Origin of the sequence: Pseudomonas sp. WS 5411 (assembly GCF_012985595.1) — a bacterium.
In the GTDB taxonomy this organism is placed as follows: domain Bacteria; phylum Pseudomonadota; class Gammaproteobacteria; order Pseudomonadales; family Pseudomonadaceae; genus Aquipseudomonas; species Aquipseudomonas shahriarae.
In genome coordinates this window covers 132,847-146,075 of sequence record NZ_JAARMC010000006.1, presented here as the reverse complement: position 1 = coordinate 146,075, position 13,229 = coordinate 132,847, and the positions used below count along the sequence as shown (strand labels likewise).

Sequence of the window (13,229 nt, the reverse complement as noted above, 5' to 3'; positions counted from 1 at the left end):
ATCCACCCCCTACTTGGAGAGAAACCGCATCCCCTCTTCAAGCCCGCGCAAGGTCAACGGATACATCTGGTCCTCAATCAAATCCCGCACGATATTGGTCGACGAGGTATAGCCCCAGGTGTCTTTCGGGTACGGATTAATCCAGATCAGCTTCTTGTACTTCTCCATGAACCGCTGCATCCACACATACCCCGGCTCTTCGTTCCAGTGCTCCACGCTGCCACCGGCCTGGGTGATTTCGTAGGGGGCCATGGCCGCGTCGCCGATAAAGATCACCTTATAGTCGGCGCCGTACTTGTGCAGCAGGTCCTGGGTCGAGGTGCGCTCGGAAGTGCGGCGCATGTTGTTCTTCCACACCGATTCATAAATGAAGTTGTGGAAGTAGAAGTACTCCAGGTGCTTGAACTCGGTCTTGCAGGCCGAGAACAGCTCTTCGCAAGTCTTGACGTGGGCATCCATCGAACCGCCGATGTCGAACAGCAACAGCAGCTTGACCGTGTTGCGCCGTTCCGGGCGCATCTGGATATTCAGCAGGCCGGCGTCACGGGCGGTGTGGTCGATGGTGCCGTCGATATCCAGCTCTTCGGCTGCACCCTGGCGCGCAAACTTACGCAGGCGGCGCAGGGCCACCTTGATATTGCGCGTGCCCAGCTCCACCGAGTCATCGAGGTTCTTGTACTCGCGCTGGTCCCAGACCTTGACCGCCTTGCCCTGGCGCTTGCCGGCATCGCCCACGCGAATGCCCTCGGGGTTGAAGCCGCCGGAACCGAACGGGCTGGTGCCGCCAGTACCGATCCACTTGTTGCCGCCGGCGTGGCGCTCCTTCTGTTCCTCCAGGCGTTTCTTGAACTCTTCGATCAGCTTGTCCAGGCCGCCTAGGGATTGAATCTGCGCGCGCTCTTCATCGCTCAGCGAACGCTCGAACTCCTTGCGCAACCAGTCTTCGGGAATCAATGCCTGCAAGTGGTCGTCGAGTTTCTCCAGGCCATTGAAGTAGGCGCCGAAAGCCCGATCGAACTTGTCGAAGTGGCGTTCGTCCTTCACCAGGATCGCCCGGGACAAGTAATAGAACTCGTCCATGTCAGCGAAGGTCACCCGTTGTTTCAGGGCGTTGATCAGGTCCAGCAGCTCACGTACCGAGACCGGCACCTTGGCTGCACGCATTTCATTGAACAGGTTGAGCAGCATGGCAAAAGCCCTTATCGAGTGCCGCGACGGCTCATGAACGCCAGGCGCTCAAGCAGTTGCACATCCTGCTCGTTTTTCACCAGGGCGCCGGCCAGGGGCGGGATGGCCTTGGTTGGATCACGCTCGCGCAGCACCGCCTCGCCGATGTTGTCGGCCATCAGCAGCTTGAGCCAGTCCACCAGCTCGGAGGTGGAGGGCTTTTTCTTCAGGCCGGGGACCTTGCGCACGTCGAAGAACACGTCCAGCGCTTCGCTGACCAGGTCTTTCTTGATGTCGGGGTAATGCACGTCGACGATTTTCTGCAGGGTGGTGCGGTCGGGGAAGGCGATGTAATGGAAGAAGCAGCGACGCAGGAAGGCGTCCGGCAGCTCTTTTTCGTTGTTGGAGGTAATGATGATGATCGGGCGCTTCTTGGCCTTGATGGTCTCGTCGATTTCGTAGACGTAGAACTCCATCTTGTCGAGTTCTTGCAGCAGGTCGTTGGGGAACTCGATATCGGCCTTGTCGATCTCGTCGATCAGCAGGATCACCCGCTCCTCGGACTCGAAAGCCTCCCACAGCTTGCCTTTCTTCAGGTAGTTGCGTACGTCATGGACCTTGTCCACGCCCAGTTGCGAGTCGCGCAGGCGGCTGACCGCATCGTATTCATACAGGCCCTGGTGCGCCTTGGTGGTGGACTTGATGTGCCAGGTGATCAACCGCGCGCCAAACGATTCGGCCAGTTGTTCGGCAAGCATGGTCTTGCCGGTGCCCGGCTCGCCCTTGACCAGCAGCGGACGCTCCAACGTGATGGCAGCGTTGACAGCCAGTTTCAGGTCATCGGTGGCAACGTAGGCCTGGGTGCCTTCGAACTTCATTTCTCAATCCTCGAACATGACGCCGGTAGTCAGCATGCCTGCGACTATAGCGCGCAGCCCCGGTGACTGTGAACGCAGACGGGTTATTCAGTCTCTGACTCGTTGGTACACTTTCAAACTGTCGAGTCGTCGGCAGGCCAGGTAGAATAAGGCTTGCAGCGGTTCGGTCGTGTGACACATGGCGGTGTATTCAGCGCTTGTATGTGCCCCGCGACACCACCACATGACCGTACCACGTGCCCCGGAGAATTCTGAATGTCCTATTTGTCCCGCCGTGAGGGGCGTTATCACTACCGCCGCCGCTTCCCGCTACCAGTTGCCGAACTGCTGGGCCGCTCTGAATACCGCAAAGCCCTAGGCACCGCTGACCGCGCAGAAGCCCTGCGCCTTGCCCGTCAGGTGTCAGTAGAGTTTGACCGCATCTGTAGCGAAGCTCTGTCGCCCGTGGCGAACGATCCAGTCGAGCGCAGGGCATCGGTCCCGGTTGATCCCCGCGCCGTCCTCGCAAGCCTACAGGCGGTGGTAGAACGGGTAACGCTCCGTGCCGTTACAGACATGGCGCCAGGGGCGAAGCTGGTGACGCGGAGCTGGCAGACCGAACTGGATTGGCAGAAGCGGGCGTACACGATGGCCGCGCAGGGGATGCCTCCGCCTGGGATGGAAGCCGTTCACCCACTCGAATCCATGGCCGCTGTGCGGGCGTTGGAAGCTCTGGAGCGCGGTGAGCCGCCAACCCTTGGCACTGGCATTCCTGGCTCGGTGGAGGCGCCCGTGGAGCCTGTCAGCCAGCAGGGCGATAGACGTACCGCCCAGCAGTTCGCTGTGGCTTTGGACGGCTATTGCGAGCGTGTCAGCGCAGGCCGTGTGGGTATCATGCGCAAGCTCTGCAATGACGTTCTACGTTGGCCTAGTACCCCGGCGCAGCAGGTGCAACGGATCATGGCCTACGCCGAGGGCAAGCTAGCTGGCGGTGGCAAGGCGTCGTCAGTCCACACCCAGGCGGCAGGGATGATAACGATTCTGCGGGAGGTGCCAGGATGGGAAGGGATAAGCCTGCCGAAGCAGGGCGCGGTAGCCAGGGCCATCCGTGCAGGTGGTGCACTCCAGAAGAACGCCCGCGACCCAATGCCGTTAGCCGTGGTGGCGCAGGTGCAGGCTGCCCTGGATGCCCGTGGTGATGCGGTAGACGCGGCAGCAATGCGTCTGCTTGTCCGATACGGTGTGCGGCCTCTGGAGCTGTTGAGTGAAGGCCCAGCGGCGTTGACTATGCGGGAAGACATCGTGGGTAACAGGGAGCAGGTATTCCAAGCTGGCCTATCTGGTGCCAAGAACGCAGCCAGTCGCAGGGATTTGCCTGTGGCAGCGGAGGACGTTGCTCTGTTCAATCTGGTGCTATCAGGCTTTGGTGCCGGCAGCACAGCGGAGAGAGGACGACAGCGTGTTACGCGGTTGAGTCGTGCTGTTAGTGCGGCCTTGCTCAAGATACCAAACCTCAAGGGACAGCTCAGTCTCTACAGCGCAAGACATACGGCAGCGGATTTGCTCAGGGCAGCAGGGGCGAGTGAGGCAGAGGTGGGCGGTATCCTTGGGCACACGCAGGCCGGGAACAAACACACTGGTGTTTATGGTGGAACGGCTCCACTCACACGACAGCGGGAACTGCTGGCCGGAGTCCGGGAGCGGCTCGACAAGCAAAATACCCCACAAGCCAATTAGGCAAGCGGGGTAGGGTTTAGTACGTGGTCACAGCGGACTTGCCGAAGTCACGTAGACGGCGCTCCGCAACAGTCATACCGCCGTTCTCCACGGTGCCGGTGAAGGCGTGGTCTACGGCACCCAGGCGAACGTCGATCTTCGATTGCAGTGCGGCCAAGGCTTTGCCATCAGCAGCCACAAGGGCAGTGTGCGGCAGCAGACCCGATGCGTTCGATTGGACCGCATCGCGGTAGACCACGACGCCGTCAGCATTGGCACCCAGGACGACGGAGCCGAAGCGCAGCCCAGCTTCCTGCATGGACGCGCCTTCGATAGCGTCCGGGAAGTAGCTATACAGAGCCATCGCGGCAGCCAGCTCAACGTCGCCCAGGTCCAGGGACAAGGCGTCGATATTGGCAGCTTTGAGAACCATCAGACCACGGCCAGCAGCCATAACGGGCACGCCAGCTTGAGCCGATGCGTTCAGCTTCTCGCGAACGTGCAGGTCGATACCCAGCGCCGCCATGGTCTTGTTCGGAGCAGTGGCAGCCTCGGCCATCACGTCAGCGCCAACCACCTTTGCCACACTCAGGACGGCGGTGATGTCAGAGAACCATTCGGCCACCTTGGCCGACAGTGCCTCGGTGTTCGCGTTGGCTGCTCGTGTGTATCGAGTCACGGTGTCGAGGTGCTGGTTACGATCTTGCTCAAAGGTGAACAGGTTGGGGAGGTCACTGAAGGCGAAGCCACGGTTGCTCATGGTGGTCAGCACAGACATGAACTCATGCTCGACATCGTCGCGGCTGGTCTTCTTGGAGTCAGCACGTTCATCAGATGTGAACAGCTCCGTCATCGTGGTGATGCCCTTGCGCAGCTCTTGCAGGTTGTCCGGGGCAGTCGGGTATTTAGTGGTCGGGACTTCGACCAGATTAAAGGGGACGGCAGCCTTAAGCGCATCGAACAATGCGATGGCGTTAGCGGATTTGCGGGCAGCAGCGAATTTACGAGTCATGGAATTTCTCTCTATATAAGAAGGGATTGTTTGGGGCCGGTTGGCTAAGGGACTTTGATGCCGCTGGAAGTGGGGACCACGTCCGTGTCAGTGCGGAAGTTGAGGAAGCCGGAAGCCGGTGTGCTGTCCAGGGACTGCATTGAGGCGCTGGTGGCTAGCGCGGCCAGTCGGTCCAGTCGGGCATCGTCCGTGGCCTTCGCGGCCTTTGCCTGCATGTCGGCATAGATGCGGTCGACGTTGAGCTGTGAGGTGCTGCGGTCGTCGATCACAAGCCGTACTCCGCCAACAGGTCTTCTTTGGTCGGGGCAGCCTTGGGGCGGGCGGCACGCTCAGCGGTCTTGGCATGAAAGCCAGCGACCAGCTCGGCAGTTTCTCTGTCCTTGTCGTCGTCATCGACGTGGCGCATTGTCTCCAGCAGTTTCAGCAATGAGACGTTTGCCGATACCTGGGCGGCATCGACCGGCACGTCATTCTCGGCACACCACTCCAGCTTCTTGCGGGACGCGGCCAGGGTTTCAGCCAGCAGCGCCAGCCCTTCGGCGTGGACATCCAGGGGTTTACGTTTACGGCGGCGGGTAGTTGGTGCGGTAGTTTGTTCAGACATTGGGTCATATTTCCTAAGGGCATGGTTAATCCTCCAGCGATGCCGGAAGTTGTAGAGTGCGTTTAAACGTGTGGCCCAGGATCAGGCCGGGAGTGCAGCGTTAATCAGTCCCGCAAACGGCCACGGGCCTTGCGCCCTGTGAGGTCTTGTGAGGCTCTCTCAGCCACGTTCAATCCACGCCGCTGGCCTAGGGCGGTTGCGTCACGGTAACGGGCGTTAGCGCGCAGGGCGAGCCGCTGGCCTGCCGCCCCACCATCGCCTCCATTGGCCAGGGCAACCGCTGCTTTGTACATGGCCCCAGGCTCAGCATCCAGGGCGCGGCGTGCTTCGTGGTCGTCGGTGTTGTGTTGCTCGGATGGTGGCAGCTCGCAGGCAATCAGCAGCTCGTTTAGTGTCAGTTGCATAGGGCTTCTCATTGTTTGTTATTGACCAAGGCGTGGGGTACGCGTACCCATCTGCGTACCCTTTTGCTAGAGGTATAGATACCTATCAATCTTTCTTTCTAGTCAGGTAGGAGCTGATCGTGGACTTGCTACGGCCCGTCAGTTTGGCGATAGCGCCATAGCCAGCGCCCTCACTGCGCATGCGCTCCGCTACAGCCTTCCAGGTGTCGCCTGCCTCCAGCCTTGCCAGTCGAGCGTCTTGCTGCTGCTGATGCTGTACAACGGCTGCAAGAGCGTCCTCAAGCTGGGCCACACGCTGCGCCAGGGTGAAGGCTTCGCCAATCTTCTTGATGCTGTGGGACATGGTGCCGTTGTGGATGCCAGCAACGTCGGTCCCTGCGCGGGTGATGGTTTGCATAACTGGATGATCCTCTAGTTTGGACAAGGCAGCTTTGTTCCGGGAGTCAGTCTTGCGACCACGGATAGCGGATGCCCACTGTGCGGAGCGCGGCATAAATGCACTGTGCGCATTGATCTGTTGGCTTACCGAAGGGCGGGCGCCTTGTCCGATACGGTCCAGGCTGTCGCTGTAGATGAGTTCAACTACGCGCTGTGGCAACTTGTGCGGCTCTACACCCGCCTCTTTCATTGCGGCTGTTACCGCCTTCTTGATGAGCACTCCGACATTAGTTGCCTGTGCTGGGCTCCAGCCTTCCAGGGTGCCGTGTTTCTTTTTAAATGCTTCGGCCTTATCAAGTACAGGTGTGCTTACAGCTATTCCGACAGCGCGGCACACAACACTAACGGTCATGCCGTCTTGTTGTTCCCATGCGTAGACCTTCGGTGCTGTTGTCATATCCTGCGCAGGCATAGCCCGCAATTGTTCTAACTTGCTGGTCATTGATGTTCATCCATGTAAAACGGGTGCGTTTAAGTTGCGAGTGCAGCGACCTCAGCCCTGGAGTTCCAGGTGCAGGTAATGCAGTCGGCGTTCCGCTTCGGTAGCTGATCGCAGGTCATCGGGTGGCAGCACTACGAGGCGCTGGTGATGGGCAATAGTCCCGAGGCAGTACTGGCGAATGTGTTGCTGGAATGGCTGACCCCGGGTAACAAGGCAGGCTTCGCGCTCCAGCTCCAATAGCACACGATGGACGGATGGCCGGGTCAGCGCGGGGTCTTGCTTGAGGATCATCCCAACCGGGACGAATCCGTGCGTGCTGTTAAGCGTCCTTAACGCCTGCACGACAGCCATCTTGGCCCGTGGCTTGGCACCGTTGTCGCCGTGATAGCGCTTGTATTTCTCCTGGCGATGCCAGGTTGGATCAGTCCCGAAGGTCGGTCTGGTCATTGGTAAATCTCCAAGATGAGATAGCTAATCTCAAGATGCACAGAAACCCCCGCATAGCCTTGTGGGCTGCGGGTTCTACGGGTCATTGAGGTTGCTTGTCGAGAGGATTAAGGCGGCTCAGGCAGCGCCTCACGGGCTCACAGCGTGGTTGCTGGAGCGTGTATCAGGAGTGGGGATTTGCGTCCGGGTGCGCTTGAGTCTGCGCTACGCTTCAATACTTGGAGCCTGGCTCAATGCTGGCTGCCCTGACGAAATAGAACTTCGTCGAACGGTATGCTAGTTCCTGGGTCTCCTACCCCCGAAGTATGTGACAATAAATACATCGTCGAACGTGCTGCTAACGTGCAGCTATCGTGTTTCGCGTCAGGAGGCATTGCACCTCCTACGCCCCGGCATTCGTTATGCTGCGATGTTCCAGTGACGCTTGACGGTAGCCAAGCTGATGCCTAGGTCCGCAGCTACTGCCGACTGACTTAATCCCGAGGCCTTGGCTGCCTGTACGTTCGCTGTGGTGCCGGTAGCAACTGGACGGCCTAAGACTTTGCCTTCTGCTTTAGCGCGCTCCAGGCCCGCTTGGGTGCGTTCGATCAGTAGGTCCCGCTCAAACTCTGCCACTGCCGCCAGTACCTGCATGGTCATCTTGCCCGCTGGACTGGTCAGGTCTACGCCGCCGAGGGCCAAGCAATGCACACGGATACCCTGCGCTGCTAGGTAGTCCACGGTGCTGCGCACGTCCATAGCATTACGGCCAAGGCGGTCCAGCTTAGTGACGATAAGCACATCCCCATCTTCCATCCGCTCCAGCAGCTTGGCGAAGCCCTTGCGATCTTTAGCGCAGGTGCTACCCGATACAGTCTCAGTAATCACACGCTTCGGCTCTACAGTGAAGCCAGCAGCTTGGACTTCCAGCACTTGGTTATCGGTAGTCTGGTCAGTGGTGGACACTCGGGCGTAAAGGAAGATGCGATTCATGGTCAGGACTCAGGTGTCATCAAAGGTGGTGTCATGATGATTTGGTGTCATCAAGTCGTCAAGCACATTTGTTGATACCTCGTACCGTAGGCGATGAGCGGTATCATCATACGGTCGATTGATGAGCCCTGCCTGGATAGCCTGCTGGTTCGCCTTCATCATTCTCTACGCAGGACGCGCATTGAGCGCGCCACTGTATGAAGGCAATCCCCCTGGCGATTGGTGCCACTGGCGTGCTACAGAGGGCCTACGGGGGAAAGGGACGTGATGGGATCAGAGAGACACCCGCATACGAACATGGCAATTTTAGGTTGCGTATGCACTCGTAATCCAGAACCGTAGGCCCGCTGCAATTACTTGCGTACGACCCATTGTCGTAAGGTTGAAAGAAGGCGTGTGATGGCTCGAACCAAGATAGCTAAAGCCCAAATAAGATCTATGAGGTCGGTCATTTTTTTATCTCGTGGGAAGGACACGAGACGAATGTAAAATTTTTTTGAGGTGGTGTATGGGGGGGAATATTAGAGGATAGTGCGTATGGAAATCCCCCCCTCCGTATCTCAACATTACGCAGGAGGAATAAACGTAGCTCCTATCCTCTCGTGCTGGGGCAGGCTTCGCTCCCGATCATACAATTTTGCTAAAATGGCACTTGCTTCATCGGGGTAAAAAACCTCTAAAAATCTCAATAGTGGCGTTTTTTCACCGCTATCGAACATCGCTTTAGTAGGTTTTATATTTGCATTCCAAATTAAATGACTGCACACCCCAGTGACGAAGGACTCAGCGACACTTTCAGAGCGGCGATCAAAATCAATCACATCCAGTTGATCAACAAGCAAGCAACGGATTTCATCTAAAGCACCTAGAGAGTTACGCAGTTGTTCATTTCTATGTGTGGTCCAAGCTGATGGGATTAAACGATCAATAACACTAGCTATGTCGGCAAAGCTTTTCTCAACTTTCTTTCTGGCACGACTTATATTTTTTTTATGTTCTCTATGTATTTCTTTAGCTTCTGCGGAGGTTGAGGGGAAGTGAGTCGAGTAGTCGTATGTTCCTAACGCGTCGGCGATCATTAGGTATACGCCGTCCAGTTCGCCGGAATATCGGCCGAAGTTTATCGTCTCAGTGTTAATTCTGTTTCTAAAGGTCCTGCCCATCGACTCATACGCACGATCTACAAGCTGTAGCGTTTGCTCAACGCTGATCGAAAATATTGGCTTTTCACTATAGGCATCCCTAATTTTAGACAGAGATGAGATTTCTTGCTGGGATAGAGATTTGTAACACTTACTGGATAGTGCCCCTTGTTTCATAAAAGCCTCAGTCCATTTCAATAGGGGTGAACTGCACACAATTTTGTGTAGCAGTATGTCACTTCAATAGCTCTGCGAGTGGGTACCTCAACCTAAAGAGCGCAACTCGATCAGCAGACCGCGTGAGTTGCTGAGCAACTCGTACTACAGAAGTGTTACCACCATAGCCGCAGCGTAGTGGGGCACACGCGCTGTGCGCCCGGTGTGGCCATTTGAACGGATCACCGTTGAAGTGCCTGTATTCATTGGTCCAAAACGAAATCTCTTGTCCAGTCTCTGAATGACCAGTCACGCCAGGGTCACTCCGCACTGGGTTTGGGTTGTTCATAGCGGGCGTTGAACGCCTGGACGAAACCATTGCGCAAAATCTGCAAAAACGCCTGGAACGCGCTGATATCTTGCTGGTGAACGCTGCCGCTGAGTTCCACCCGGGTGGCGAACTGGTTTTTGCTCTGGTTCTTCAGCACGGTTTCGCTGGCACCGACCACGGCTTCCCAGATCGAGCGGAAAATCCCCTTGTCCTGGTTCTCCACGTCCTGTTGCCAGTCAAACACCTCCACATCCCGCAGCAGCGGTTTGATATAGCCGGTCAATTGGGCTTTTTCAGCCTGGGCTTCAATCACCACGTCGCCGGTGCCGGCATTGAAGTCGAACTTGCCGTAGGCCGAGGCGAAGTCGTTCATGCGCTTGAGCTGGATATCACGGGCGCGCAAGCGGAACTCGAAGTCTTCAAAATTGCTCAGCGGGTCGAAGGTCGCGCTGGCTTCCAGCGGCGCATGCCCCAGTAACAGGGCCTTGCCGTCAAAGCGCGCATCGCGCTTGCCTTCGACGTCCACCACGTTGGTCAGGTTGTAGAAGCTGGCATTGACCTGGGTGGCGCCCATATTGACCGGCGGCTTGGAGCTGAAGTTGTGGAAGGCGATCTTGCCGTCGTCGATCCGCACTTCGTTGAGGGTAATGGGCAGCAGCTTGCCCAGTTGGGCGCGCCAATCGGTGCCGCGACCGGTCTGGGACGCCTGTTTGTTGGCGCCGCCGTCGACGAAGTTGAGTTCCGGCTTGACGAATTGCACTTCGGCCACCACCGCGTGGTCGTACCATAAGGAATGCCAACTGACCGACAAGTCGATCACTGGCGCCTTGACGAACGGCACGGGCACCTTGCCATCGACTTTGACGATCTGCAGGCCATTGATCCGGTACGCGCCGCGCCACAGGGCCAGGTCGACATCGGTCACCTGGCCACGGTAGTCGCCCATGTCGGCGAGTTTTTCATTGAGGTAGTTGCGCACTAGGTAGGGCAGGGCGATATCCAGTGCCACCAGCACGACCACCAGCCCGGCGACCGTCCATATCGGCCAACTGTAGCGACGCTTCATAGGTTGTTCCTCCCTGTGTATAGGCGATTGACTACACAGGCAGCGTCAACGTTCCTCGACTGGACGCCTTGGAGTACGAGGCATACCCTTGTTGCCTTCCTGAAAACCGCCTAAAGGACCCCGCCATGAGCCGCATTTTTGCAGACAACGCGCACTCCATCGGTAACACGCCCCTGGTTCAGATCAACCGTATCGCGCCCCGTGGCGTGACCATCCTGGCCAAGATCGAAGGGCGTAACCCTGGGTATTCGGTGAAGTGCCGGATCGGCGCGAACATGATCTGGGACGCGGAAAGCAGCGGCAAACTCAAGCCGGGCATGACCATCGTCGAGCCGACCTCAGGCAACACCGGGATTGGCCTGGCCTTTGTCGCCGCGGCCCGTGGCTACAAATTGTTGCTGACCATGCCCGCGTCCATGAGTATCGAACGGCGCAAGGTGCTCAAGGCCCTGGGGGCCGAACTGGTGCTGACCGAGCCGGCCAAGGGCATGAAAGGCGCCATCGAGAAAGCCAGTGAAATCCTTGCCAGCGACCCGGCGACCTATTTCATGCCGGCCCAGTTCGACAACCCGGCCAACCCGGCCATCCACGAAAAAACCACCGGCCCGGAAATCTGGAACGACACCGATGGCGCGGTGGATGTGCTGGTGGCAGGCGTTGGCACGGGCGGGACCCTCACGGGTGTATCGCGCTACATCAAGAACACTGCAGGCAAGCCGATCCTCTCGGTGGCGGTGGAGCCCATCAGCTCGCCGGTGATTACCCAGGCGCTGGCTGGCGAAGAGATCAAGCCCAGCCCCCACAAGATCCAGGGGATTGGCGCGGGTTTTGTGCCGAAGAACCTTGATCTGTCGATGGTGGACCGGGTGGAGCTGGTCAGTGACGACGAATCCAAGGCCATGGCCCTGCGGTTGATGCAGGAAGAAGGCATCCTGTGCGGGATTTCCTGTGGCGCGGCCATGGCGGTGGCGGTGCGTCTGGCCGAAAAACCGGAAATGCAGGGCAAGACCATCGTGGTGATCCTGCCGGACTCCGGTGAGCGCTACCTGTCGAGCATGCTGTTCAGCGATCTGTTCACCGATCAGGAAAACCAGGCCTGAGGTTGCGGGTGTCGGTGTACCGAAATCGGGTTGATCCATATCAGCCCGGTTTTATGCCTCATATGCATAATTGATTGCTCGCCGCGGGCCCCTTAAAACGGATTGTTGGATAACGCGGGTTTTTCCTCCGGCCCGGAGTGTTTATCATGGCCGGCTGCTATGTCTGGTTTCCCGCTGCCGGGAGGCTATTTCCAGGAGTTGCTGCATGACCTTTTCTTTGGCCGCCAAGCTGTCGGTGCTGTTGCTGTTTATCGGCAGTACGCTGTACGTGCATTTGCGCGGCAAGGCACGTTTGCCGGTGCTGCGCCAGTTCGTCAACCATTCGGCGTTGTTCGCCCCGTATAACGCCTTGATGTACATCTTCTCGGCGGTGCCGTCCAAGCCCTACCTGGACCGCAGCAAGTTCCCCGAGCTGGATGTGCTCAAGGACAACTGGGAAGTGATTCGCGACGAGGCCATGCACCTGTTCGACGAAGGCTATATCCGCGCCGCCGAGAAGAACAACGATGCCGGTTTTGGCTCGTTCTTCAAGAAAGGCTGGAAGCGCTTCTACCTCAAGTGGTACGACAAACCGCTGCCGTCGGCCGAGCTGCTGTGCCCGAAAACCGTGGCCCTGGTCAGCAGCATTCCCAACGTCAAGGGCGCCATGTTTGCGCTGTTGCCCGGTGGCAGCCACCTCAACCCCCATCGCGATCCGTTCGCCGGCTCCCTGCGCTATCACTTGGGGTTGTCGACACCCAATTCCGACGACTGCCGCATTTTCGTCGATGGCCAGATCTACGCCTGGCGTGATGGCGAAGACGTGATGTTCGACGAAACCTACGTGCACTGGGTAAAGAACGAAACCGAGAAGACCCGGGTGATTCTGTTCTGTGATATCGAGCGACCACTGAGCAACCGGCTGATGACCCGCATCAACCGTTGGGTCAGTGCCCAGCTAGGCCGTGCAACCGCGCCACAGAACCTGGATGACGAGCGTGTGGGCGGGATCAACCAGGCCTACGCCTGGAGCAAGAGCTTCAGCGATCGCTTCAGTGGGGTGGTCAAGCAGTGGAAGCGCAAGCATCCCAAAGCCTATCGCATCATGCGGCCGGTGTTGGCGGCGGTGGTGGTTGTGGCGTTGGTGTATTGGTTATTTGGCTGATGGGTTCAAAAAAACCGCTCGTATGAGCGGTTTTTTTATACGTTCTCCCATGCAGCCTCCACAATTGATCATTAATTGAACATGTTTTCGAAGCTATTCTTTCTCTACCGCTATCACAAGCCTGCCCCGTGAATCGAAGTCAAAGCCCAGGTTTTGATAGCGGGGAGATGCGTCGATGCAGTAGCAAGGCGTAAGGCTTTGGATCGGTAGAGCTGGTATCGCAAGGCGTGG

General features: G+C 57.8%; 14 protein-coding genes. 3 read left to right on the top strand and 11 right to left on the bottom strand.

Annotation, left to right across the window (positions count from 1 at the left end):
- Positions 1–9: 9 nt before the first annotated feature.
- Both HBR93_RS12155 and HBR93_RS12150 read right to left on the bottom strand, forming a co-directional pair.
- The gene (locus tag HBR93_RS12155; RefSeq protein WP_057441266.1) at positions 10–1,188 is read right to left on the bottom strand and encodes a VWA domain-containing protein; all 1,179 of its coding nucleotides are present in this window, start codon (positions 1,186–1,188) and stop codon (positions 10–12) included.
- An 11-nt stretch (positions 1,189–1,199) separates the two neighbouring features.
- Complete coding sequence (locus tag HBR93_RS12150; RefSeq protein WP_029292347.1) at positions 1,200–2,045, bottom strand: MoxR family ATPase; 846 nt, start codon at positions 2,043–2,045, stop codon at positions 1,200–1,202.
- Between the two features lie 255 nt (positions 2,046–2,300).
- On the opposite strand from HBR93_RS12150, the gene HBR93_RS12145 reads away from it, so the two are divergent.
- Complete coding sequence (locus HBR93_RS12145) at positions 2,301–3,761, top strand: DUF6538 domain-containing protein (protein ID WP_169960396.1); 1,461 nt, start codon at positions 2,301–2,303, stop codon at positions 3,759–3,761.
- Between the two features lie 16 nt (positions 3,762–3,777).
- On the opposite strand, the gene HBR93_RS12140 is transcribed toward HBR93_RS12145, so the two are convergent.
- The 9 genes from HBR93_RS12140 to HBR93_RS12100 all read right to left on the bottom strand — a co-directional run bounded on the left by HBR93_RS12140 (position 3,778) and on the right by HBR93_RS12100 (position 10,754).
- The gene (locus HBR93_RS12140) at positions 3,778–4,752 is read right to left on the bottom strand and encodes a hypothetical protein (RefSeq protein ID WP_169960395.1); all 975 of its coding nucleotides are present in this window, start codon (positions 4,750–4,752) and stop codon (positions 3,778–3,780) included.
- 44 nt (positions 4,753–4,796) lie between these two features.
- Positions 4,797–5,021, bottom strand: coding sequence for a hypothetical protein (locus HBR93_RS12135; protein WP_169960394.1), 225 nt, complete (start codon positions 5,019–5,021; stop codon positions 4,797–4,799).
- The gene (locus HBR93_RS12130; RefSeq protein ID WP_169960393.1) at positions 5,018–5,356 is read right to left on the bottom strand and encodes a hypothetical protein; all 339 of its coding nucleotides are present in this window, start codon (positions 5,354–5,356) and stop codon (positions 5,018–5,020) included. The genes HBR93_RS12135 and HBR93_RS12130 overlap by 4 nt, the downstream gene beginning before the upstream one ends.
- A 104-nt stretch (positions 5,357–5,460) precedes the next feature.
- A complete protein-coding gene (locus HBR93_RS12125; protein WP_169960392.1) occupies positions 5,461–5,760 on the bottom strand; it encodes a hypothetical protein in 300 nt (99 codons plus the stop codon).
- 85 nt (positions 5,761–5,845) lie between these two features.
- A complete protein-coding gene (locus HBR93_RS12120) occupies positions 5,846–6,640 on the bottom strand; it encodes a helix-turn-helix domain-containing protein (protein ID WP_169960391.1) in 795 nt (264 codons plus the stop codon).
- Between the two features lie 51 nt (positions 6,641–6,691).
- On the bottom strand, positions 6,692–7,087 hold the full coding sequence (locus HBR93_RS12115; RefSeq protein ID WP_153839079.1) for a hypothetical protein: 396 nt from the start codon (positions 7,085–7,087) through the stop codon (positions 6,692–6,694).
- 399 nt (positions 7,088–7,486) lie between these two features.
- Positions 7,487–8,059, bottom strand: coding sequence for a recombinase family protein (locus HBR93_RS12110; protein WP_169960390.1), 573 nt, complete (start codon positions 8,057–8,059; stop codon positions 7,487–7,489).
- A gap of 566 nt (positions 8,060–8,625) precedes the next feature.
- Entirely contained in the window at positions 8,626–9,138 is a 513-nt protein-coding gene (locus HBR93_RS12105) for a hypothetical protein (protein WP_169960389.1), read from the bottom strand.
- A gap of 539 nt (positions 9,139–9,677) precedes the next feature.
- Positions 9,678–10,754: a DUF748 domain-containing protein gene (locus HBR93_RS12100; RefSeq protein ID WP_057958818.1), complete on the bottom strand. Its 1,077-nt coding sequence runs from the start codon at positions 10,752–10,754 to the stop codon at positions 9,678–9,680.
- Positions 10,755–10,879: 125 nt separating this feature from the next.
- Between HBR93_RS12100 and cysK the strand changes: the two genes are divergently transcribed.
- On the top strand, positions 10,880–11,854 hold the full coding sequence (gene cysK, locus HBR93_RS12095; RefSeq protein ID WP_057958819.1) for a cysteine synthase A: 975 nt from the start codon (positions 10,880–10,882) through the stop codon (positions 11,852–11,854).
- A gap of 205 nt (positions 11,855–12,059) precedes the next feature.
- The gene (locus HBR93_RS12090) at positions 12,060–12,998 is read left to right on the top strand and encodes an aspartyl/asparaginyl beta-hydroxylase domain-containing protein (RefSeq protein ID WP_057441260.1); all 939 of its coding nucleotides are present in this window, start codon (positions 12,060–12,062) and stop codon (positions 12,996–12,998) included.
- Positions 12,999–13,229 lie beyond the last annotated feature (231 nt).

Excerpts from the sequence above, each read along its gene's own strand:
- HBR93_RS12155 (WP_057441266.1), bottom strand. The coding sequence starts at position 1,188 with ATGCTGCTCAACCTGTTCAATGAAATGCGTGCAGCCAAGGTGCCGGTC.
- HBR93_RS12150 (WP_029292347.1), bottom strand. The coding sequence starts at position 2,045 with ATGAAGTTCGAAGGCACCCAGGCCTACGTTGCCACCGATGACCTGAAA.
- HBR93_RS12145 (WP_169960396.1), top strand. The coding sequence starts at position 2,301 with ATGTCCTATTTGTCCCGCCGTGAGGGGCGTTATCACTACCGCCGCCGC.
- HBR93_RS12140 (WP_169960395.1), bottom strand. The coding sequence starts at position 4,752 with ATGACTCGTAAATTCGCTGCTGCCCGCAAATCCGCTAACGCCATCGCA.
- HBR93_RS12130 (WP_169960393.1), bottom strand. The coding sequence starts at position 5,356 with ATGTCTGAACAAACTACCGCACCAACTACCCGCCGCCGTAAACGTAAA.
- HBR93_RS12125 (WP_169960392.1), bottom strand. The coding sequence starts at position 5,760 with ATGCAACTGACACTAAACGAGCTGCTGATTGCCTGCGAGCTGCCACCA.
- HBR93_RS12120 (WP_169960391.1), bottom strand. The coding sequence starts at position 6,640 with ATGACCAGCAAGTTAGAACAATTGCGGGCTATGCCTGCGCAGGATATG.
- HBR93_RS12115 (WP_153839079.1), bottom strand. The coding sequence starts at position 7,087 with ATGACCAGACCGACCTTCGGGACTGATCCAACCTGGCATCGCCAGGAG.
- HBR93_RS12110 (WP_169960390.1), bottom strand. The coding sequence starts at position 8,059 with ATGAATCGCATCTTCCTTTACGCCCGAGTGTCCACCACTGACCAGACT.
- HBR93_RS12105 (WP_169960389.1), bottom strand. The coding sequence starts at position 9,138 with ATGATCGCCGACGCGTTAGGAACATACGACTACTCGACTCACTTCCCC.
- HBR93_RS12100 (WP_057958818.1), bottom strand. The coding sequence starts at position 10,754 with ATGAAGCGTCGCTACAGTTGGCCGATATGGACGGTCGCCGGGCTGGTG.
- cysK (WP_057958819.1), top strand. The coding sequence starts at position 10,880 with ATGAGCCGCATTTTTGCAGACAACGCGCACTCCATCGGTAACACGCCC.
- HBR93_RS12090 (WP_057441260.1), top strand. The coding sequence starts at position 12,060 with ATGACCTTTTCTTTGGCCGCCAAGCTGTCGGTGCTGTTGCTGTTTATC.